The organism is Ensifer sp. 22521, assembly GCF_052044795.1.
Taxonomy (GTDB): Bacteria; Pseudomonadota; Alphaproteobacteria; order Rhizobiales; family Rhizobiaceae; genus Ensifer.
In genome coordinates this window covers 116562-137159 of the sequence record NZ_JBQENM010000003.1, presented here as the reverse complement: position 1 = coordinate 137159, position 20598 = coordinate 116562, and the positions used below count along the sequence as shown (strand labels likewise).

General features: G+C 63.3%; 20 protein-coding genes. 8 read left to right on the top strand and 12 right to left on the bottom strand.

What is annotated here, in order from left to right; all coding sequences use genetic code 11:
* Positions 1 to 18 precede the first annotated feature (18 nt).
* On the bottom strand, positions 19 to 696 hold the full coding sequence (locus tag ACTJKE_RS04740) for an SDR family oxidoreductase (RefSeq protein ID WP_440691283.1): 678 nt from the start codon (positions 694 to 696) through the stop codon (positions 19 to 21).
* Positions 693 to 1091, bottom strand: coding sequence for a glyoxalase (locus ACTJKE_RS04735; RefSeq protein ID WP_440635628.1), 399 nt, complete (start codon positions 1089 to 1091; stop codon positions 693 to 695). The genes ACTJKE_RS04740 and ACTJKE_RS04735 overlap by 4 nt, the downstream gene beginning before the upstream one ends.
* 91 nt (positions 1092 to 1182) lie before the next feature.
* On the opposite strand from ACTJKE_RS04735, the gene ACTJKE_RS04730 reads away from it, so the two are divergent.
* The 5 genes from ACTJKE_RS04730 to ACTJKE_RS04710 all read left to right on the top strand — a co-directional run bounded on the left by ACTJKE_RS04730 (position 1183) and on the right by ACTJKE_RS04710 (position 7732).
* Complete coding sequence (locus ACTJKE_RS04730) at positions 1183 to 2100, top strand: LysR family transcriptional regulator (protein WP_218373186.1); 918 nt, start codon at positions 1183 to 1185, stop codon at positions 2098 to 2100.
* Between the two features lie 240 nt (positions 2101 to 2340).
* A complete protein-coding gene (locus ACTJKE_RS04725; RefSeq protein WP_440635631.1) occupies positions 2341 to 2847 on the top strand; it encodes an RNA polymerase sigma factor in 507 nt (168 codons plus the stop codon).
* A gap of 101 nt (positions 2848 to 2948) precedes the next feature.
* Positions 2949 to 3899 carry a FecR family protein gene (locus ACTJKE_RS04720; RefSeq protein ID WP_440691281.1) on the top strand — a complete coding sequence of 317 codons (951 nt, stop codon included), beginning with the start codon at positions 2949 to 2951 and terminating at the stop codon, positions 3897 to 3899.
* 165 nt (positions 3900 to 4064) lie between these two features.
* Positions 4065 to 6470 carry a TonB-dependent siderophore receptor gene (locus ACTJKE_RS04715; RefSeq protein WP_440635634.1) on the top strand — a complete coding sequence of 802 codons (2406 nt, stop codon included), beginning with the start codon at positions 4065 to 4067 and terminating at the stop codon, positions 6468 to 6470.
* A complete protein-coding gene (locus ACTJKE_RS04710; RefSeq protein WP_440691279.1) occupies positions 6470 to 7732 on the top strand; it encodes an MFS transporter in 1263 nt (420 codons plus the stop codon). Before ACTJKE_RS04715 ends, ACTJKE_RS04710 begins: the two co-directional genes overlap by 1 nt.
* Here the strand turns inward: ACTJKE_RS04710 and ACTJKE_RS04705 are convergent.
* Positions 7722 to 8030: a hypothetical protein gene (locus tag ACTJKE_RS04705; protein ID WP_440635638.1), complete on the bottom strand. Its 309-nt coding sequence runs from the start codon at positions 8028 to 8030 to the stop codon at positions 7722 to 7724. The two genes, ACTJKE_RS04710 and ACTJKE_RS04705, sit on opposite strands and share 11 nt — an antisense overlap.
* A gap of 10 nt (positions 8031 to 8040) precedes the next feature.
* The gene (locus ACTJKE_RS04700; RefSeq protein ID WP_440691277.1) at positions 8041 to 9030 is read right to left on the bottom strand and encodes a GlxA family transcriptional regulator; all 990 of its coding nucleotides are present in this window, start codon (positions 9028 to 9030) and stop codon (positions 8041 to 8043) included.
* Positions 9031 to 9149: 119 nt separating this feature from the next.
* On the opposite strand from ACTJKE_RS04700, the gene ACTJKE_RS04695 reads away from it, so the two are divergent.
* Positions 9150 to 9767, top strand: coding sequence for an isochorismatase family protein (locus ACTJKE_RS04695; protein WP_440635642.1), 618 nt, complete (start codon positions 9150 to 9152; stop codon positions 9765 to 9767).
* 36 nt (positions 9768 to 9803) lie between these two features.
* Here ACTJKE_RS04695 and ACTJKE_RS04690 read toward each other — a convergent pair whose 3' ends face one another.
* From ACTJKE_RS04690 to ACTJKE_RS04665, 6 genes are all read right to left on the bottom strand, one after another.
* Positions 9804 to 10820: a LacI family DNA-binding transcriptional regulator gene (locus ACTJKE_RS04690; RefSeq protein WP_440635756.1), complete on the bottom strand. Its 1017-nt coding sequence runs from the start codon at positions 10818 to 10820 to the stop codon at positions 9804 to 9806.
* 121 nt (positions 10821 to 10941) lie between these two features.
* A complete protein-coding gene (locus ACTJKE_RS04685; protein ID WP_440635644.1) occupies positions 10942 to 12222 on the bottom strand; it encodes a D-tagatose-bisphosphate aldolase, class II, non-catalytic subunit in 1281 nt (426 codons plus the stop codon).
* Positions 12223 to 12227: 5 nt separating this feature from the next.
* Positions 12228 to 13169, bottom strand: a complete 942-nt coding sequence (locus tag ACTJKE_RS04680) for a tagatose kinase (protein ID WP_440691275.1) — start codon at positions 13167 to 13169, stop codon at positions 12228 to 12230.
* 22 nt (positions 13170 to 13191) lie between these two features.
* Positions 13192 to 14154, bottom strand: a complete 963-nt coding sequence (locus ACTJKE_RS04675) for an ABC transporter permease (protein WP_440635648.1) — start codon at positions 14152 to 14154, stop codon at positions 13192 to 13194.
* Entirely contained in the window at positions 14151 to 15662 is a 1512-nt protein-coding gene (locus ACTJKE_RS04670; protein WP_440635650.1) for a sugar ABC transporter ATP-binding protein, read from the bottom strand. Before ACTJKE_RS04670 ends, ACTJKE_RS04675 begins: the two co-directional genes overlap by 4 nt.
* Positions 15663 to 15794: 132 nt before the next feature.
* Positions 15795 to 16685, bottom strand: coding sequence for a substrate-binding domain-containing protein (locus tag ACTJKE_RS04665; RefSeq protein WP_440691273.1), 891 nt, complete (start codon positions 16683 to 16685; stop codon positions 15795 to 15797).
* Positions 16686 to 16980: 295 nt separating this feature from the next.
* Between ACTJKE_RS04665 and ACTJKE_RS04660 the strand changes: the two genes are divergently transcribed.
* A complete protein-coding gene (locus ACTJKE_RS04660; protein ID WP_440691271.1) occupies positions 16981 to 17265 on the top strand; it encodes an acylphosphatase in 285 nt (94 codons plus the stop codon).
* 113 nt (positions 17266 to 17378) lie between these two features.
* On the opposite strand, the gene ACTJKE_RS04655 is transcribed toward ACTJKE_RS04660, so the two are convergent.
* A complete protein-coding gene (locus ACTJKE_RS04655; RefSeq protein WP_440691269.1) occupies positions 17379 to 18059 on the bottom strand; it encodes a TetR/AcrR family transcriptional regulator C-terminal domain-containing protein in 681 nt (226 codons plus the stop codon).
* Positions 18060 to 18267: 208 nt separating this feature from the next.
* Between ACTJKE_RS04655 and ACTJKE_RS04650 the strand changes: the two genes are divergently transcribed.
* Positions 18268 to 19464: a multidrug effflux MFS transporter gene (locus ACTJKE_RS04650; RefSeq protein ID WP_440691267.1), complete on the top strand. Its 1197-nt coding sequence runs from the start codon at positions 18268 to 18270 to the stop codon at positions 19462 to 19464.
* 83 nt (positions 19465 to 19547) lie between these two features.
* On the opposite strand, the gene nrdF is transcribed toward ACTJKE_RS04650, so the two are convergent.
* The gene (nrdF, locus tag ACTJKE_RS04645) at positions 19548 to 20522 is read right to left on the bottom strand and encodes a class 1b ribonucleoside-diphosphate reductase subunit beta (protein WP_057252101.1); all 975 of its coding nucleotides are present in this window, start codon (positions 20520 to 20522) and stop codon (positions 19548 to 19550) included.
* Positions 20523 to 20598 lie beyond the last annotated feature (76 nt).

Here is a 20598-nt window from a genome sequence, read left to right as displayed (position 1 = left end):
TCGGAGCGGGCGTTTGCGTCAGTTGATGAGCGCGCCGCCTTCGATGTCGATGACGGATCCGGTGGCGAATGGATTGTCGATGGCAAAGAGGTAGCCACGGGCGAGGTCCTCTGGCTTCCCGTACCGGCCGGCGGGCAAAGTCGCTGCGGCGCGATCGAACATGGCGTCGCGGGCGTCGCCGGCCATGCCGGCATAGGCCTCGGTCTGCGTCAGTCCGGGGCTGACGACATTGACGCGCAGCGGCGCCAGTTCCCTGGCCAGGATCTTCGCCACGGCCTCGAGAGCGGCATTCATCGCGGTCTTGACGAAGGTGCCGGGAACAGTCCGGCGGGCGAGAAAACCTGAGGTGAAGGTGATCGTGCCGCCTGGGCGCATGTACCTGGCGGCTTCGCGGGCGAGCACGATCGAGCCCCAGAACTTAACGTCGAAGGCGGCCTTGGCGGCATGCAGATCGATATCGGCAACTTTGCCGCCGGGGGCCGAAGAACCGGCCGTGACCACCAGATGGTCGATCGGCCCGAGCTTGCGGAAGTAGGCGGCAACGGAAGCGGCGTCGGCGATATCGAGGCCAGTGGCGCGGCTGGCGATCTCGACCCGGCCGGGACGCTGGGTCAGCGCCTTGGCGACGGCGGCGCCGATGCCGCTCGTGCCGCCGATGACGACGGAAACGGTATTGTCATTGAATGTCATGGTCATTCTCGTGCTCCAGGGGAATGTGGGGGAACGGGTTCGGAAAAGACGGCTTCGAGCAGCGGACCGCCGGGCGTGCGCAGAAACAGCCGGCGTTCGCCGATGTCGGCGAGATCCATCGTCGAATAGGGAATGGCGAGCCGGTCGAGCCTGGCCCGGAAGGCCGCGTAGTTGTCGAGCCGGAAGCCGACGTGATCGATCGCCTCGGCGGCCCGGTTGAAACCGCTGCCTTGACTGCCGATGATGTGCACGATCGGTTTGCCGTCGGCGTAAAGCCAGTAGCCCGGAATGCGCCGGATCGCCGCCGGGCGCTCGCCGACGGTCAGGTCGAAGACCGCTTCGAAGAACGCGCGCGTTCCCGCGATGTCGCCTGTGCGGATGGTCACGTGGTCGAGATGCATGCCGCGTCTCCTTTCGGGAAGGAATTTAGCTCTTGCGGCGCATCCGGATAATTGGCTTATTTCCAAAATTATATTTCGGAAGAGGCGAAAGATGTTGCTCGACAATCTGGCTCTGTTCCTTTTGATCGTCGAAAAGGGCGGGCTTTCCGCCGCAGGACGCGAAAAGGGGCTGTCGCCGGCCTCTGTTTCCGAGCGGTTGGCGGCGCTTGAAGCCCACTACGGTGCTGCCCTTCTGAAACGCACGACGCGCGCAATCAGCCTGACGGAGGAGGGCCGTCTGCTGGTCGATGGCGCCCGCCGGCTGCTGGCGGAGGCCGACGAACTTGAGACAGGCATCCGATCGGGTACCCGAACGATCTCGGGGCCGATCCGCCTCAGCGCCCCCGAAGATATGGGACGGCGCTACATCGTGCCGATCCTCGACCGCTTTCTTGCCGAGCACCCTGACGTGACGGTGGATCTCAATCTCACCGACGGCTACGTCGACCTCGTCGGTCAGGGCATGGACTTTGCCATCCGCCACGGCCTTCTCGCCGACAGTACGCTCCGGTCGCGCTCGCTCGGCGAAAACCGGCGAGTCGTCTGCGCCGCATCTACCTATCTGGAGGCCAGGGGCCGGCCGGAGCATCCGGACGATCTCTCCCGTCACGACTGCATCATCATGCGCTTCGGCGCCAATCTCGACAGGGAGTGGGCTTTTCAGGTCGATGGCAAGCCGCACAAGGTCATGGTGCGTGGCAGGCGCGTCGCCAATGACGGCGGGGTGGTTGGAGAATGGTGTCGCGCGGGGCACGGCATCGCGCTCAAATCCGTCTGGGACATTGCCGAGGACCTGGCGTCCGGTGCCCTTGTCGAACTCCTGAAGGATTTCTCTATAGGTGGGACGGGATTGCAGATCGTCTATCCGCCGCTCACCGTCCAGCCGCGCCGGGTGCGACTGCTGATAGACCGCATCGCCTCGGAGCTGAGTTCCATCGAGAGTGTTTTGCCGAGCAAGGGACGAACCTGAAGCCGCCAATCAGGGTCGCGCCCGTACCAGACGCCGTGGCCTTCGCGCAACAGTCCTTTTCCAATAGTCGGTGCGGCCGGTCTTGTCGCAGTTTCGGTTTGTCATGCCACACGTCAGTGCATTGCAGCACACCTCCGCTTCGCTTACAAAACATGAGTAACGTATTCAAGATAAGCGGCAGCGACCGGGCCGTACGTTCAGGATGATGGTGCGACAGCCGCACGCTGGAGAGGCAGATTGATGACCGATGCGATGGTGCGGGGGCTTCACGAGCGGGAAGAGGGCAGGATCCGCCGTTTCTTCAGCCGCCGCCTCAGAAACCGCGAGGACGCCGTCGACGCCACCCAGGAGACCTTCATGCGCATGCTGGAGGCATCGCGCTCGACCTTGATCGAAAACCCGCAGGCCTATCTGTTTCAGGTTGCTCGCTCGGTGGCGCGGGTCGCGTCCGAGCGAGCAGCGCGGGAGCGAGCGATGTTCGTCGAGGACAGCGAAGGCCTGGAGCATGCGGAGGACAGGCCGATCCAGGATCGCATCGTCAACGCCCGCCAGTGCCTGCTGATCATGGCGCGCACCATCCAGGGCCTTCCGAACCGCTGCCAGCAGGTCTTCATCCTCAGCCGTCTGCACGGCCTCAGCAACAGCGCGATCGCCGATGAGCTCGGCATCTCGAGAAACATGGTCGAAAAGCATATCATCCGAGCGCTGCTCGAATGCCGGAAGATGCGCGCCGAGATTATTTTCTGAGCGAACGTCAGGTAAAGCCGTTCTTTCAACTCTAAGATGATTGAAGCGATTCCCTTGGAGGGTTCGCCTGACGGCATTTTCAGTTCGACCGGAAGACGTGCATGAACGGCAATCGCCAGACCATCGATGATAGCACTCTGGAAGCGGCGGCGACGTGGGTTGCGAAGTTGCAGTCCGACGACGCGACGGCCGCCGACCGTGCGGCGTTCGAACTCTGGGTTTCCGCACATCCCGATCACCGGTTGGCCTATGAAGAATTGCGGGCGCTCTGGAGCGATCTCGGAGACGTGCCGATCCCCAGCGAGCGCCTCGGTGAATTGCGCGCCCAACGCCGCCGTCGGGTCGGCGGTTTCGTCGGGCTCTGTCTTGCAGCGGGTCTCGTCATGCTCTCGCTGGCGACGCCCTACGGCGACCGCTGGCGCGCCGACTTTTACACCGGCGTCGGTGAAATCAGGCGGATCACCCTGGAGGACGGGACCGAAGTCGACATGAACACCGACACGGCTCTCGTGGTTCGCTACGAGCAAGGCCGCAGAAAGGTGCGACTCCTGCGCGGCGAAGCATTCTTTGCCGTTTCGAAGAACCCGCTTCGGCCGTTTGTGGTCGAAGATGGGGCGCTGAGCGCGATGGCATTGGGGACCCGGTACTCCGTAGGCACGGCCGGTGCAGAACGAGCCGCCGGCGTCCAGGTGGAGGAGGGCCGCGTTGAGGTCGCGGCGGCCGGCCAGAAAGCGATCCTGGGTGCGGGCGAGGTGGCAACGATCGACAAACAGGGACGCCTGTCCCTGTCGAAGACGGATGTCGCGGCCGGGACGGCGTGGCGCGACGGCAAGCTCGTCTTTTCGCGCCGCCCGCTGCGCGACGTCCTGGCGACCCTCGAGCGCTACCGTCACGGCCGAATCCTGCTGCTCGACGAGGCGGCGGGCGGTCTCGATGTCTCCGGTATCTTCGATCTGCACGACACCGACGCTGCCCTGCAGGTTCTGGAAGCCAGTTTGCCGCTGCGTGTCATGCGGATTTCGGGCCTGATGGTCGTCGTTCAGTCGCGCTAGGAAAAACCCAAGCAGGCAAGGCCGCTCCAGGCCTGGCCATATTCATCGCTCAAAAAAATCGTCCGGTGACGTCAGGAGATCGCGTTCCCCGAACTCTTATTCAGAAGTGGCGGCGCTGCACATGGATCGAGGCAGCCTGCCCAGGAGTTGAGTAGGGGATCTCGGATGAGAATTATGCAGGGTCGCGGATCACGACGCCATTCTTTCACACGCCTGGCGCTTGCCGGCGTTTCTTTCATCGCCTGCGCGACGGCAGTCCAGGCACAGGCGACAACGGCACTGGCCGCGGTCATTGCGCCGAAGGCGTTCGCCGTTCCCGCGGGATCCCTCGAAGCGGGCATCCTGAAACTTGGCCAGCAGGCCGACCTGCGCCTTCTTTATCCGAGCACGCTGACGAGCGGAAAGACCACCAGCGGCGTCAGCGGCACGCTGGCGACGGAAGCGGCCGTTGCATCGCTTCTGGAAGGAACCGGCCTTCGCTATCGCTTCGTCGGTGAGAAGACCGTGCAGATCTTCGATCCGTCGGATGCAACGATCACCACCGGCGCCGTCGTCAAGGATGGCGCGACACAACTCGAAAAAATCACCGCGACCGGTGAGCGGACCGGTGCTGAGGGTATTGTCGAGACCGACGGTTATGTCGCGAAATCGGCGCGCGTCGCCACCAAGACCGATACGCCGGTCATGCAGACGCCGCAGTCGATGTCGGTGATCAGCCAGAAGCAGTTGCAGGACCTGAAGCCTCAGAACCTGCAGGAGGCGTTGAACTATACGCCCGGCGCCCGCGTTGGCCAGTACGGCGCCGAACCGCGCTTCGACGCCTTCAAGGTCCGCGGCATCGACCTGACGCTGACCGGCATCTTCCGCGACGGCCTGCGCCAGATTGCGAGCCCGAACGGCCTCTTCCGGCTGGAGCCCTATGGCGTCGAGGCGATCGCCATCCTGCGCGGCCCGGCGGCCTCCATCTACGGCGCCAGCAGCTCCGGCGGCATCGTCGACATCGTTTCGAAGCGGCCGACCAGCGATCCGCTGCGCGAAGTCGAAGTCCAGTACGGCTCCTACGGTCGGGTGCAGGGCGCCTTCGATGTTTCCGGGCCGCTCGATGACGAAGGCACGATGCTCTATCGCATGACCGGCCTTGCGCGTGACGGGCGCACCGAAATCGAGGCGGTCAAGGACGATCGTCTGTTCATCGCGCCCGCCTTCACCTGGCAGCCGGACGAGGGCACCAAGTTCACGCTGCTCGGCGAATACATGGATTCGACGACCGGTGGCACCTGGGGCTATCTCAACCGCTACGGGCCGGACGGCAAGTCGATCGGCGCGATCCCGACCTATGGTGGCGACGCCCGCTTCAACGATTTCACCCAGAAGCAGGCGCGTATCGGTTATGAGCTCGAACATGAGCTCTCAGACAACGTCACGCTCTTTCACAAGCTGCGCTACTCCGACATCTCGACGCGGCAGGAATGGGTGTTCGCCAAGTATCCGGGCCTGACCGTCGAGGACAATACCGGCCTTGCCAGCGACACCTATCTGAAGTTCGACTTCGACACGGGTGCCGCCGCGCACCAGCTGATCGCCGGCATCGACTACAGCTACATGAAGTACACCTCGCAGCAGGGCAGCGGGCCGGATCTCTTTACCGACGACTTCACCTATGTGCCGAAGCTGACCTCGACCCAGAAGCAGTCGCAAATCGGCATCGGCATCTACATCCAGGACCAGATCGAGTATGAGGCCTGGCGCCTAACGGCGGGCCTGCGCCACGACTGGGTGGACAACAAATATTCGGTCGACGGAAGGCGCTTCAACCGCGACGACAGCGAGACGACAGCGCGCGCCGCCCTCGGCTACGTGCTGCCGAACGGCATGATGCCCTATGTCAGCTACGGCACGGCTTTCGTTTCCAACCCGGGCGTGATCCTCAATCTCGGCGGCACCGATACGCCGGCGATGCCGACGCTCGGCAAGCAATGGGAAGCGGGCGTCAAGTACGAGATCCCCGGCCAGAATGCGACGATTACGGCCGCCGTTTTCAACATTGACCAGGAAAACGCCACCGTCTACGAGACGTCCTCGGGTCTCAATTTGCTGCGCCAGCTTGACCTCAGGTCGCGCGGTTTCGAACTCGAAGGCACGGCCTCGCTCGACAATGGCTGGAACTTCATCGCGTCCTATTCCTACAACGACGTCGAAATCACCAAGCTGACGTCGGAAACGCTCGGCAACCAGCTGAATTCCTCGCCCTACCATATGTTCTCGCTCTGGGCGGATTACGAGGTGCAATCCGGCGTGCTCGAGGGGCTCGGCGTCGGTGCCGGCGTGCGCTATGTCGGATCGAGCTTCGGCGACAACGTCCACACGCCGATCCTGAACAACCAGGCGCGCACCTTCGTCGACGCGTCGGTCCGCTACGATCTCGGCGCCGCCAATCCGAACTTCGAGGGCGTGCGGCTGCAGCTCAACGCGACCAACCTCTTCAACGAGGTCGAGCAGCTCTGCACCACGGGCTTCTGCTACTTCGACGAAGGCCGCAAGGTCGTCGCCAGCGTGCGCTATCGCTTCTGATGGCGTCGGAAAAGGCAATCCAGCCAAGGCCGTCGCCGGCCGCGATCTTCTTCGCGGTCGGTGGGCTCTATGTCGCGCAGAGCGTGATCGGCGGGCTGACGATGCTCGGCCTGCCGGCGGTCTTGCGGACGCAAGGCCTCCCGCTCGACCAGATCGGCCTCGTCTATCTGACGGTGCTGCCCTGGGCGCTGAAGTTCCTCTGGTCGCCGCAGGTGGAGCGTTTCCGCCTGCCGGCGGTCGGCCGCAACCGCTCGGCGGTCATCATTGTCGTCGGCGGCACGCTGTCGGCGCTGATGCTTGCGGTTCTCGGGTTCATCGGCCCGGAGCGGCTCTTCCCCGTTCTCGCCTGCGTGGTGTTCATTGCGCTCTTCACCTCGACCGTCGACATCGGCTGCGACGGTTACGCGGTCGAGACGCTGGCCGAAGAACACCACGGCTGGGGCAACGCCGCCCAGGTCGGCGGCGCCTATGTCGGCTCAGCGATCGGCGCCGGGCTGTTTCTGGTTCTGGTCGATCGGTTCGGCTGGGCGCCGGCCGTTTGGGTGATGGCGCTCGTCGTGCTTTTGCTCGGCCTTCCCTTCCTGTTTGGCCCGGGTTCGCGTCCGACGAGCGCAACGCGCAGCCATGTTCCGTCGCTGAAAGCGGCGCTCATCCGGCCGGAAGTGCGCAAAGGTCTGCTGCTCGCGGCGATCTACGTCTCGGGGCAGAAATGGGGCCTCGCCATGCTCGGCCCCTTCCTCATCGACTACGGCTTCGACCTTGCTTCGGTCGGTATGCTCAATGGCGTCGGCAGCATGCTCGTCGGCTTCGGCGGTGCGCTGTTCGGCGGCTTGCTCGTACGGCTGTGCGGCGCTGCCACGGTGCTGATCGGCGCCCTGCTCTTGCAGGTCACGATGCTGATCGCCTTCGCCTATGTCGGGGCGTCAGCCGATGTCTCGCGGCCGCTCGTGATGACCCTTGCGGTCGCCAGTTCTTCCGGCGTCATGGCGATCGGCTTCGTGGCGCTCTATGCCCAGTTCATGGGCTGGGCCGATCCGCGCCAGGCGGGTGTAGACTTCACCCTGTTCCAGTGCATGGACAGCCTCATCAGCATGGCCGGCGGCCTAGGTGCCGGCTGGATTGCCGAGCGTTTCGGCTATTCCGCCTTTTTTCTTTGCGCCGCCGGCGTTTCAACGGTCGCCGTGCCTCTGCTGGCGCTCCTGTTGCGGCGGCAGCCGATGCGGCGGCCACGCCTGCCGCCGACGCGCCAGCTTAGTAGTTGACAACCGGCAGGTAGATGATCGGCTGCCGGTCACGGACCAGGGCTATGCCCTCATGGCCATAGAGCACGCCCCTATGTTTGCTTCGGCACAGCCACAGTGTGTCTCCCGTCACCATGGCGTCCAGCAAGGGCGCGATCACGACATGTGGGTCGGGAAGCCGGTCTAGTAGGTCTGCGGGCACCTTGCCTGCCATACGTTCGATCGTCCGGACGATCCATTCCCTGAGGTCCTGTGGTGTGGTCTCCCGCACCAGTTCCAGGTCTACGGGATTGTAGCGCAGTCTATCATTGCTGCTCATCTCTTTGAACTCATGAAGGATTTGGGGTGGTACGAGCAATCTCCGTCGTCGGCCGGTTGCGGAACTGTCGGCGATAGCTTGCTGGCGAGATGGAGAGGGCGCGGGTGAAGTGCTGGCGGAAGGAAACAGTGGAGCCGAAGCCGGCCATCTCCGCCACGTGATCGACGGAACAGGAACCGGTCTCAAGCAGGCGTTGGGCGACGGCGAGCCGCTGCTGAAGAAGCCATTGGGTGAAGGTCGTTCCCGTCTTCTTGCGGAAATGGCGGGTGAAGCTGCGCAGGCTCATGCCGGCGTGATCCGCCAGCCGTTCCAGCGAAAGCGGCTCATCGAGATGTTCGATCGCCCAGGCGATCGTTGCGCTGAGCGGGTCGCCGCTGCCGGGAGCGGGCAGGGGCGCCTCGATATACTGCGCCTGGTCTCCGTGGCGATGCGGTGCAACGACCAGCCTGCGGGCGATGCGGTTGGCGATCTCCGCGCCGTGGTCGTTGCGGACGATGTGCAGGCAGCAGTCGATCGCCGCCGCCGTGCCGGCCGAGGTCAGGATATCGCCCTCGTCGATGTAGAGCGCGTTACGGTTCAGGGCGACCTGCGGATGGGCGCGTTCGAATTCGTCGGCCCAGGCCCAGTGCGTAGAAGCCGTTCGCCCGTCGAGCAAGCCGGCCTCCGCCAGGACAAAAGTGCCGAGGCAGAGGCCGACGATGCGTACACCCCTGTCGTGTGCGGTGCGTAGCGCGTTCAGCAGGGCTGCCGATGGCCGGTTACCCGGATCGTCCCAGGCCGGCACGATGATCGTGTCCGCTTCGCAGAGGCTGGAGAGGTTATGCTCCACTTCGATGCTGAAGCCCGACATGGTGCGGATAGAGCCAACCTTTTCACCTGCGATCAGCAACCGGTACCGTGGCACGCCGAGCTTCAGGAGGTCATCGCCGAAGACGATGCAGGGCACGGACAGATGAAACGGGCTGATGCCCTCGAAGGCGACGACGGCGACGGTGTGCATTGTGCGACTATCCGATGACATGTTGGCCGGAACCTATCATATATTGTCATTCAGGCCACTTTCGTGTGTTCGCAGCTTTCGCGATCTTCGCGGGCGTCAGATTGCGAAAGGAACCTCCCATGACACAACACCCGACCATCCGAACCATCGCTGGCGCTCCTGCTCCCGAAAGCCTCGATCCCGCGAAGACGGCCCTGCTGGTGATCGATTTTCAGAACGAGTATTTTGCCGGTCGCATGCCGATCCCGGATGGGGAGAAGGCGCTCGCCAATGCGAAACGGCTGATCGAACGCGCCGACACCGAGGGCATGAAGGTCTACCACGTCAAGCACGTGACGCCGGCCGGCAGCCCCGTGTTTGCCGAGGACAGTGCGACCTCTGACTTCCACCGCGACATCCGGCCGGCGGCCAACCATTCCGTGGTGCGCAAATCGTCGGTGAGCGTCTTCGCCAGCACCGACCTCGGCGAGCAGCTCAAGAAAACCGGGGTCGATACGCTCGTCATCATCGGGCTGATGACGCATGCCTGCGTCGCTGGTGCCGCGCGCGATGCCGTGCCACTCGGCTTCAACGTCATCGTTGCAGCGGATGCCTGCGCCACGCGCGACCTCGACACCAGCGACGGCGACGTCGTTCCACATGCCATGCTGCATCGCGCGTCGCTGGCGACGATCGACGACACGTTCGGCGATATCCTGACGACCGATCAGATCCTGTCACTCGCGCGTCGGTCCTGATCTGCGCATAGGCTACCGGTTCGGCCCGGAGAATGCTCAGGCCGAACCGCGCAGCATGATCTCGGCGCTGAGCAGAATGCGCTCATCCTCGGGGAAGGCACCGCCGTCGTCGGAGCTTTCCCCGAGCTTGAACAACAAGAGTTCGATCGCCAGTCGGCCGATCTCGTTGTAGTTCTGCGCCACCGTCGTCAGCGGCGGGCAGGTGTAGCGCGACAGCGGATGGTCGTCATGGCCGGCGACGCGCAGATCGGCGTCGGCGTCGCGGCCGACCTTGAGGCCGGACTGGAAGGCGGCGGCGATGACGCCGAAGGCGACGCGGTCGTTGGCGCAGAGCACCGTCTGCGTCGGGAAGCCGCCGGCGCCGAGGATGCGCAGCGTTTCGTCGAAGCCGAATTTCTCAAAATCCCAGGAGGCGTTCGGCGTGGTCTCGACCAGCGCCGGCTCCATCTTCAACTGCTGCATCGCTTCAAGATAGGCGCCGCGCCGCGCCAGGGCGTTGTTGTTGACCGGCGGCATGCCGAGATAGCAGGGCGGGCTTCCCGAGCGGCAGAGATAATCGACCATCAGGCGGAAGCTCTGGCGGTTGTCGGTGCCAACGAAAGAGGAGCTGTCGTCAAGCGGCGAGTCCACGTAGATCAGCGGAATGCTCTCGCCGAGTGCGGTCAGGGTCTTGTGATGCGACTGCACACCGAGCGGCGCGATGATGGCACCGGCGACGTTCATCGACTTGAAGGTCTCGATCGCCCGCTCTTCCATCTCGGGCCGACCGTCGGAAGAAAGAACGAAGGCGAGGAAGCCCGCCTGGTTGGCGATGTGCTCGATCCGGCGCGTCAGCGCCATGTAGAAGGGGTCGGTCGAGTTCGGGACGATGACGCCGAGGATATTGGTGCGGCGGCGGTTCAAGTTGACGGCAAAGATGTTCGGGCGAAAGCCGGACTGCTTGATTGCCGCCTCGATGGCATCACGGGTCTTTTTCCTGACCGAGCCCGGATCATTGAAGTATTTCGAGACCGTCGGCCGCGACAAGCCGACGAACTCCGAGAAATCCTCCATCGTCTTGATCTGTCTGTCCACGGTCGCTGTACCCCATATTGTTTTGATTTCGTTTATAGGTTCATTTCGAGGGGATAGGCAGTACCGGCTCGCAAATATTCACCGAACATAGGGCCTGACGCTAAGCGCGGCAGGCTGCAAAATAATCCTCGAGAACCCTGTCGACCGCGGCAATCGCCAGCGGTTTTGCCTTGGCGGCAACTTCGCCGTCACGCACGCGCTCGTAACTGCCCGGAAGATACTGGCTGATCAGAGTTTCCGGGATGTTGACGCCTTCAAGCAGCGACAGAAGTTCTTCCACCGCGGCAGCAACCTTCGGGTGCGGCCAGTAATAGCGGATGCGGTCGCTGTAGGAGAAATGCCGCTGCAGCCGCTGGGCCTCCGGCGAGCCGTGGTAATACTTGCCCCAGTTGGCCGGTTCCTCGCGCATGACGCTCTCGGTGACCGATGCCAGCGTCTGCTTGCGCGCGTCGGGGAAGAGGAAGGCGGCGATCTGGTCGAGGCCGTAAAGCGCCTCGCGCAGTGCGAAGGTGAGGCCCGGGCCGACCTTGAGAATGGCGAAACCGTCGGAGACGAGATCGCGAAGCGCTTCCGGTGTCTGGTAGTCGGTCGAATGCGCCTCGAAGACGATGCCGTCGAGTTGTCTCAAGCTGGCGCTGAGCTTTGCCGCTTTCTCCCTGTCATAGGCGATGACATTCTCGTTGCCGAACTCGACGCCCGGCTGGACGACTGCGCCGACGACACGCTTGAAGGCGTTTGCGGCGCCCGCCGCTTCGAAGGCCCGGCGATGGACGTCGACCGTCTCGATTGCCGCCTCGGGCGCCGTGACCACCAGCGTATCCAGTTCTTCGAGCGCGCCGCCCGGAACCGGGACTTCGGTGCCGATGATATAGACGGGAGCGATCCCCACTTGGCCGGCAATGGCGGCTTCGGCGGCGGCGGCAAGCCGTGCGGCGCGTTCCGCCGTCACCGCATCGGGCAGCGCCACCGGCTCGCCGGCGCAGCCCATGCTGGTATCGAGATGCAGCTTGGTGAAGCCGGCCTTGGCATAGGCCTCGATCATGGTCACCGCCTTTGCCATCGCGTCTTCCGCGGGCAGGTGCTTCCATGGGTTCGGGCCGAGATGGTCGCCGCCGAGGATGATCTTGTCCTTTGGGAAGGAAACGCGGTCGGCGATGCCGGCGACGAAACGGGTGAAATCGGCGGGCGTCATGCCGGTATAGCCGCCATCCTGGTTGACCTGGTTGCAGGTCGCCTCGATCAAGAGCGCTGCATCTTCTTCAAGGGCGCGCAGCATGGCCGCTTTGATCACCAGCGGATGCGCCGAGCAGACGGAGGGAATGCCACGCGGGCCGGGCCGCTCGCTCCAGCGAGCGATGTCGATCAGAAGGTTCTGTTGCATGGCGATCAGGCCTTTCGCGCGTTGATGAAGGTTTCGAGATCGGCGCGCGTCGAGGCGCCTTCCATCGGGCCGGAGATCATGACGGCGCGTGCGCCCGAGGCGTTGGCGAATTCCAGCGCTTCAGCGGGCTCCGCCCCGTTCAGCCAGAAGGTGACGAAGGTCGCGCCGAAGCAGTCTCCGGCGCCGGTGGGATCGACCTCCTCAACAGCAAAGCCGGGATGCGAGAGCGTGATTTCCCGATCGAAATAGCTCGCGCCTTCAGCGCCGCGCTTGACGACGATCACCTTGATGCCGGCGGCAAGCAGTTCCGAAACCGCCTCGGCCTCGGTCTTCGCCTTGGTGAACAGGAAGAGCTCCTGCCCGCTCGGCAGGAAGACGTCTGTCCTGGCAAGCACCGCGCGCAGCGCCTCGCGCATGCCGGGGCTATCGAGGATTTCCGGCCTGAGGTTCGGATCGAAGGACACCGTGCCGCCGGCCGCCTTGATCATCTCGATCGCTGCGATAATGCTCTCCACCACGCTTGGTGCGTAGAGCGACGAGCCCATCACATGCAGATGGCTGCAACCGCGCACCAATGCCCGCGCGGCGTCATCGAGACGGATCGCGCCGCAGGCGCTGTGGCGGATATTGAAGACGAAGGCGCGGCTGCCGTCGGGGCGATAGCGCACGAAGGCGCTGCCGGTGGTGCCGAGCGGATCAACCGCGATGCCGGAGATGTCGACGCCATCAGCCTTCAGGCGGTCGAGATTGACGTGGCCGAAATCGTCGTCGCCGACGCGCGAGATGATCGCGGCTGCCTGCCCGAGTTTGCCGACCTGGTCGATGAAGATCGCCGGTGCGCCGGAGGGGTAGGGGCCGATCAGGGGCGTCGCCTGGCGGAAGCCGTCGCCCTTCTCGGTCGCGATGATCTCCACGAGGATTTCGCCGATCGTCAGTATCTTGTGCATGGGTGTGTTTCTCTTCGGAGGATCAGCGCTTTGCTTGCTTGGCGCGCACGTCGAGCCAAACGGCGATCAGGATCACCAGGCCCTTTACGATGAGCTGGTAGAAGTAAGGGACGGACAGCATGTTCATGCCGTTGTTCATGACGCCGATGATGAGCGCGCCGATCAGCGTGCCGACCATAGTGCCGACGCCGCCGGCAAGCGAGGTGCCGCCGAGCACGGCCGCGGCGATCGCGTCGAGTTCGTAGCTCATGCCGGCATTGGTCTGAGCGGAGAACAGGCGCGAGGACAAGAGCACGCCGCTGATCGCCGCCATCACGCCCGAGATCATGAAGATGGTGATCTTCAGTCGGTCGACCTTGATGCCGGAATAGACCGCCGCTTCGCGGTTGCCGCCCGTCAGATAGGCGCGGCGACCGAAGCTCGTCTTGCTCAGAAGGATGTGGTTGACCACGAACAGAACGGCGACCACCCAGATGATGATGGGCAGGCCGAGGAAGCTCTCCGTGCCGATGGCGGTCCAGGTCGCATTCTCGATCATCGCCGGCGCGCCGTTGGTCGGCAGGCTGACCATGCCGCGGTAGATGCCCATCGTCGCTACCGTGACGATGAAGGAGGGCAAGAGCAGCTTCGCCGTCAGCACGCCGTTCAGCATGCCCATCAGGGCACCCGCCAGCAGCGTGACGACCAGCGCCGGCGCGAAGCCGAGACCGAAGGCGAAACATTGCGCCCCAGCCATGCCGGCCACTGCGATGATCGAGCCGACCGAAAGGTCGATCTCGCCGAGCAGGATCACCCAGGTCATGCCGAAGGCAGCGATCGCCACCACCGCCACCTGCTGCAGGATGTTCATGAAGTTGACGACCGACATGAAGCGCGGATTGAGGAAGGAGAAGATGACGCAGAGCATCACCAGCGACAGAAGGATGCCGCCATATTGTTTCAACGCCCGCATGAAGGCGGCCTGGGTCTCGGATTGCTGTGTCATGATTGGAATCCCGTTGCGTGCGCCATGATTGTTTCCGGGTTGAGGTCGGCGCCGGACAGGGTCGCGCCGACGACGCCCTCGTGCATGACGACGACGCGGTCGCTCATTCCGAGAACCTCCGGCAGCTCGGAGGAGATCAGCAGGATCGCCGTGCCCTCGGCCGCCAGCTGGCGGATGATCTTGTAGATTTCAAACTTGGCGCCGACGTCGACGCCACGGGTGGGCTCGTCGAGGATCAGCACCTTGGGCCGCGTCAGCAGCCACTTGGCGAGCACGATCTTCTGCTGGTTGCCGCCGCTGAGCGAACCTGAGGGCGTGTCGAGTGAATGGGTCTTGATGGCGAGCCGCCCGACTTCGGTGGCAGCGGCGTCGCGCTCGGCGCGCTTGCGGGTGAAGCCGAACGGTCCGGTGAAATCGGCAAGGGCCGCCATCGAGATGTTCCAGCCGACGCTGTGGCTGAGAACGAGGCCTTCTTCCTTACGGTTTTCGGTGACGAAGCCGATGCCGCGCGAAATCGCCTCTGCCGGCGAGCGGAAACGAACCGGCTGCCCCTCGAAGCGAACCGTGCCGGTCGCCGCCTTCATGCCGAACAGTGCGTTCATCACTTCGGAGCGGCCGGAACCGACGAGGCCGAAAAAGCCGAGGATTTCGCCGGGGCGGACGTCGAAGGAGATGTCGTCGAACTCGCCGTCACGGGTAAGATCGTCGACCGCAAGAACCGGGGTCGCATCCGCCTTCTGCTCATGGGCCGGCGGCGGATAGATCTCGTCCATGCGGCGGCCGACCATCAGCGCGATCAGCGCCTCGATGGTGACATCGTCACGATCATGGGTGGAGACATATTCGCCATCGCGAATGACGGTGATGTCGTCGCTGAGCCGCATGATCTCTTCCATGCGGTGCGAGATGTAGATGACGGCGACGCCACGTTGCTTCAGCCGGGTAATGATCTCGAACAGAATCTCGGCTTCGCTGTCGCTGAGCGACGAGGTCGGCTCGTCGAGAATGACCACCTTGGCCTCATGGCTCAGCCCTTTGGCGATCTCCACGAGCTGGCGCTGGGCGATCGAGAGATTGCCGACCTTCTCGCTGACGTCGATCGGCAGGCCGAGATCGGCGACGATTGCGCGGGCCTTGGCGACCAGCGCCTTGTCGTTGATGAACCCGAAGCGGCGCGGCTCGCGGGTGGCAAGAATGTTTTCGGCCACCGTCAGGTTGCTGCAGAGGCTGAGCTCCTGGAAGACGATCGCAAGCCCGAGGGCTGCGGCGTCCTGCGGATCGGCCGGCCGGTAGGGGCGCCCATCAAGCGTGATGACGCCCGAAGTTGCCTCGTGCACGCCGGCCAGAATCTTCATCAGTGTCGATTTGCCGGCGCCGTTTTCGCCGAGCAGCGTGTGCACCCGGCCGCGCCTGACCTTGAGACGCATGCTTTTCAGCGCCGCGACCTGACCGAAGGATTTGGTGACGTCACTGATCTCGAGGATGGTGTCCGTGGTCGAACCATGCATGGTGGCCTCCATACGACGCCGCGCGTCCCATTCGCGCGCTCAAAGGGCGAGCCGAGGCGCCTCCGGCCATATGCCGGAGCGCTCACTCCTGAGGTTGCCGCCGCCCGGCGGCGGCGGCTGTCCTGGGAGGACTTATTTCGCGGTGTAGACGCCGGGAACGATCGGCTGTTCGGCCGGTACGGTCTCGCCGGCGGCGACCTTGACGGCGGTGTCGACCGCCTGCTTGCCCATCTGGTCCGGGAACTGCTGGATGACGCCTACCATGACCGGATTGGTGTCGACGGCGTCGCGGGCTTCCTTCATGCCGTCAAAGCCGATGACCTTGACCTGGGATTCAAGGCCTGCGGCCTTGACTGCGACGGCAGCGGCGAGTGCTGCATCGTCGCCGAAGCCGAAGATACCGGTGATGTCAGGATTGGCTTGCAGCATGTTCTGGGCGGCGGCGAGCGCTTCGGCGCGGGTGATGCCGGTCTGGATCGCGACGATCTCCATGTCCTTGTGCTTGGCGATCGCTTCCTTGAAGCCGTTGACGCGGTTCACCACCGACTGGACCGTCGGGTAGTCGATGACGGCGACCTTGCCCTTGTTGTCGAGAACCTTGGCCATCAGTTCGCCGGCCTTGACGCCGCCGGTGAAGTTGTCGGTGCCAATATGCGAGGTGACGGTGGCGCCATTGGCCGGAACGTCGACGGTGATCACCTTGATGCCGGCCTTCTCGGCCTTCTCGATCGCGGCGCGCACGCCTTGGCTGTCGACCGGCGAAATGACGATGACGTCGACGCCCTTGACGATGAAGTCCTCGACGTCGGCGAGCTGCTTGTTGAGGTCCTGGTTGGCGATCGAGACCTCAAGTTTGACGTTCTTGGCTTCGGCTTCGGCTTTCATCGCGTCGGCGAGCTCGATGTAGAACGGATGCTGCTGGGTGAGCAGCGATGCGCCGATGCCGTCGGCAAAGGCCGTGGAGGCAAGGAGCGAGAGCGCCGTGCCGGCGACGAGCGATTTCAGAATGCGGGACATGTTCATGGTTTCCTCCCTGGAAACGGCGCGGGCCTTCGGTGTTGTGCAGCCAAGCTGGCGAGGCCCTCCCACCGCCGTCTTGGTGAGGGCGTAAAAACCACGAAACTTTGCGCGCGTCAATTTTTAAAAATACGCAAACAAAAAATAAAAAGCATACCGAGGAAATTTACTATACCTCCCCACGGTTCATCGCAGCCTGCTGAGCAGCCGCAAGGGCTCCCTCCAACTTCGTTGCGCGGATGACTTGCCTTTGCCCCTCCTCGCGCCAGATAGCGTGGCAAACGGTGACGGAGACGAGATCATGTCTGAGACCAGCAAGACGGCGTTGGTCCGAATCCTCGGGCGGGTACAAGGCGTTAGCTTCAGGGTTTGGGCCCGTGACGAGGCGCAGAAGCTCGGTCTCGTCGGATGGGTTCGAAACGAAGCCGATGGCTCGGTTGCCGCTCTGATCAGCGGTCCGGAGGAGGCAATCACCCTCATGCTCGAGCGTCTGCATGAAGGGCCGCCGGCCGCATGGGTTTCGAAGGTCGTTGCCGAGTTCGTCGAAGCGCCGGAAGACGTCAGCGGCTTTCGGATCACCAGATAGGCATTCGTGCCTCTGGTGATGCTGCCCAATACAGGTTGAGCTTCAGTTCTCCCGCCGCATCAGAGCGCGCGGCTGTCGCAATGGGCACAGCCCTGCGGCGATCGTGCGCGAAATCAATGTTGCGCTTCGAGACCGCTCGTTCTCCGCTCGCGGCCATAGGCACGGAGAAACGTCCTGACCGCCTGATGGGCGCTGACTTCCAGTTCCGCTTCGCTCGGGGCCTCGCCGAAAAGCCCGCCCATCTGCAAGTCTGCCTTGATCAGCGCGATGAACTGCCGGGCGGCGAGGTCGAAGTCATCGATGTCGAGCGGTGCTGAATGGGCGAGCCGGGCAAAAAGCGCCGCCAGCGCCCTGTCGGTCTTGCCCGGGCCCTGTTCCCGCCAGAACTGGAACAGATGCGGATAGCGATTGCCCTCCGTCGCGATCAGCTTCTGGATGAACTTGGCGTCCTGGTTGCAGATGCAGCTCTTGTTGAGGCGCACCGCAAAGGCGGCAAGCTCTTCCTCGAGGTTGTCGGCCTTTTCGGGAAACGTCGCGAGGATGGAGAACAGCATGCCATTGGCGCGATCCATAATGTCCTGGATCACCGCCATGAACAGCGTCTCTTTTTCGCGGTAATGGTTGTAGATGGTCTGGCGCGACACGCCGGCTTCGGCGGCGATCTCGTCGATGGCCGCGCCGGAAAAGCCCTCCCGGCAGAACACCTCGGCTGCCGCCTCCAGGATCGAGACGCGTTTCGCCAGCTGTCCTTTTTGCACGCGGGGGTCCGGCGAGGCGAAGTCATGTTTTTTCATAGAGCGAAGATAGAGCCCATTGACGATTTAGACAATGCTGTCTAATTTTACAGCTGTGTCCAAATTAATGGACTAAGTAGTCAGCGCAGGATGCGTCTCCCAAACGTTCGATCCTGGCACGACCGTCATCTTTTCGAGTTTCAATCCTGGCGGCAGCAATGCTGGCCTCGTGCCGGAGCGTTGTCGCCATTTCTGAAAGATCATTGCCATGACAGCGTCCTTCCTTCGCACGGCCATCGTCCTCGGTCTGATTTCGGCGATCGGTCCCTTCGCAATCGACATGTATCTGCCTGCCTTGCCGTCGATCGGCAAAGACCTGGCTGCTGAAACCGGCGTCGTGCAGCTCAGTCTGCTCTCGTTCTTCATTTCCTTTGCCATTTCGCAGCTCCTCTACGGACCGCTTTCCGATATCTGGGGACGCAAGGCGCCGCTCTATCTCGGCATCGGCCTCTTCACCGTTGCCAGCGTCGGCTGCGCGCTCGCAAACGACATCGAAACCCTGATCGCCTTCCGCTTTTTGCAGGGCATTGGCGGCGCTGCCGGCATGGTCATTCCAAGGGCCGTCGTCCGCGACATGCACACCGGCGTTCAGGCGGCGCGGCTGATGTCGCTCTTGATGCTCGTATTCAGCATTTCGCCGATCCTGGCGCCACTGGCCGGCAGCGCGGTGATCCAGTTCTACGGCTGGCGCGGCGTATTCTATGCGGTGATGATCGCCGCCTTCATCGGGCTGATCCTGCTGTCGACGCAATTGCAGGAGACCCGGCCCAAAAAGGACCGCGCCGATAGCAGCCTGGGGAGCGCACTCGCCGCCTACCGCCTGCTGCTCAGAGATCGCAACTTCCTGACGCTCACCTTCATCGGCGGGCTCGGGATCTCCGGGTTCCTGGTCTATCTCGCCAACTCGCCCTTCGTGCTGATCGACCATTACGGGCTGACGCCAACGCAATACAGCATTGCCTTTTCGATGAATGCCGTTTCGTTCTTCGCGGTGTCGCAGGCGACCGGCTGGCTTGGCGAGCGTTTCGGCCTGGTGCGGGTGATGCACCTCGCCGTCGCCGCCTTTGCGCTCACCATGGCCAGCATGTTCATCGTCATGAGCCTCGGCTTCAACCAGTTGCCCGTCATGGCCGCCTTCCTGTTCGTCGGCTACGGTGTGCTCGGCCTGGTGATCCCGACATCGGCGGTGCTGGCCCTCGAGGACCACGGCGAAATCGCCGGCACCGCATCGGCACTGATGGGCACGCTGCATTTCGTCACCGCCGCCGTCGCGATGGTTGTCGCAAGCTTCTTCTTCGACGGAACCGCCCTGCCGATGGCCGGAGCCATCGCGGCTTGCGCGCTTGCCGCCTTCCTGCTGACGCAGGCAACGATCGGCCGCAGCCGGGTGGTCGCGGCGGAATAACGAACCCCTTTGATGCGCGGAGCCGCCCAAAGACATCATGTCCTCGGGCGGTTCTTCATGTTCCCGCAGGTGCCTGGGGTTCCTCAGAAATCCCAGTCCTCGTCTTCGGTCGCGACCGCCTTGCCGATGACGTAGGAGGAGCCGGAACCGGAGAAGAAGTCGTGGTTCTCGTCGGCGTTTGGCGACAGCGCGGAGAGAATGGCCGGATTGACCTTGCAGGCCTCAGCCGGGAACAGCGCCTCGTAGCCGAGGTTCATCAGCGCCTTGTTGGCGTTGTAGTGCAGGAACTTCTTCACGTCCTCGGTAAGCCCGACGCCGTCATAAAGGGCTTCCGTGTATTTGGCCTCGTTGTCGTAGAGTTCGAGCAGCAGGTCGAAGGCGAAGTCCTTGATTTCCTGCCGGCGTTCCTCGGTCAGCCTCTCCAGGCCGCGCTGGAACTTGTAGCCGATATAGTAGCCGTGCACCGCCTCGTCACGGATGATCAGCCGGATCATATCGGCGGTGTTCGTGAGCTTGGCGCGGCTCGACCAGTACATCGGCAGATAGAAACCGGAATAGAACAGGAAACTTTCGAGGAAGACGCTGGCGACCTTCTTCTTGAGCGGATCGGCGGAGGCATACTGCTCCATGATCAGCGCCGACTTCTTCTGCAGAAACTCGTTTTCCTCCGACCAGCGATAGGCGTCGTCGACATCGGGCGTCGGGCACAGCGTCGAGAAGATCGAGGAATAGGAGCGCGCGTGCACCGCTTCCATGAAGGAGATGTTGGAAAGCACCGCCTCCTCGTGCGGAGTGATGGCATCCTCCATCAGCTTGACAGCGCCGACGCCGTTCTGGATCGTGTCGAGCAGCGTGAGGCCGGTGAAGACGCGGATGGTGAGCTTCTGCTCCTCCGGCTTCAGGGTCGCCCAGGAGGGGATGTCGTTGGAGAGCGGCACCTTCTCCGGCAGCCAGAAATTGCCGGTAAGCCGGTTCCAGACCTCCAGATCCTTGTCGTCCTCGATGCGGTTCCAGTTGATGGCGCGGATGCGGTTTGCTGGCTTGGTGTGCATGTTCATTTCGTTGTCCTCTCGGGCGTGGACGCCCCTCATCCGCCTGCCGGCACCTTCTCCCCGCTTGCGGGGAGAAGGTGTA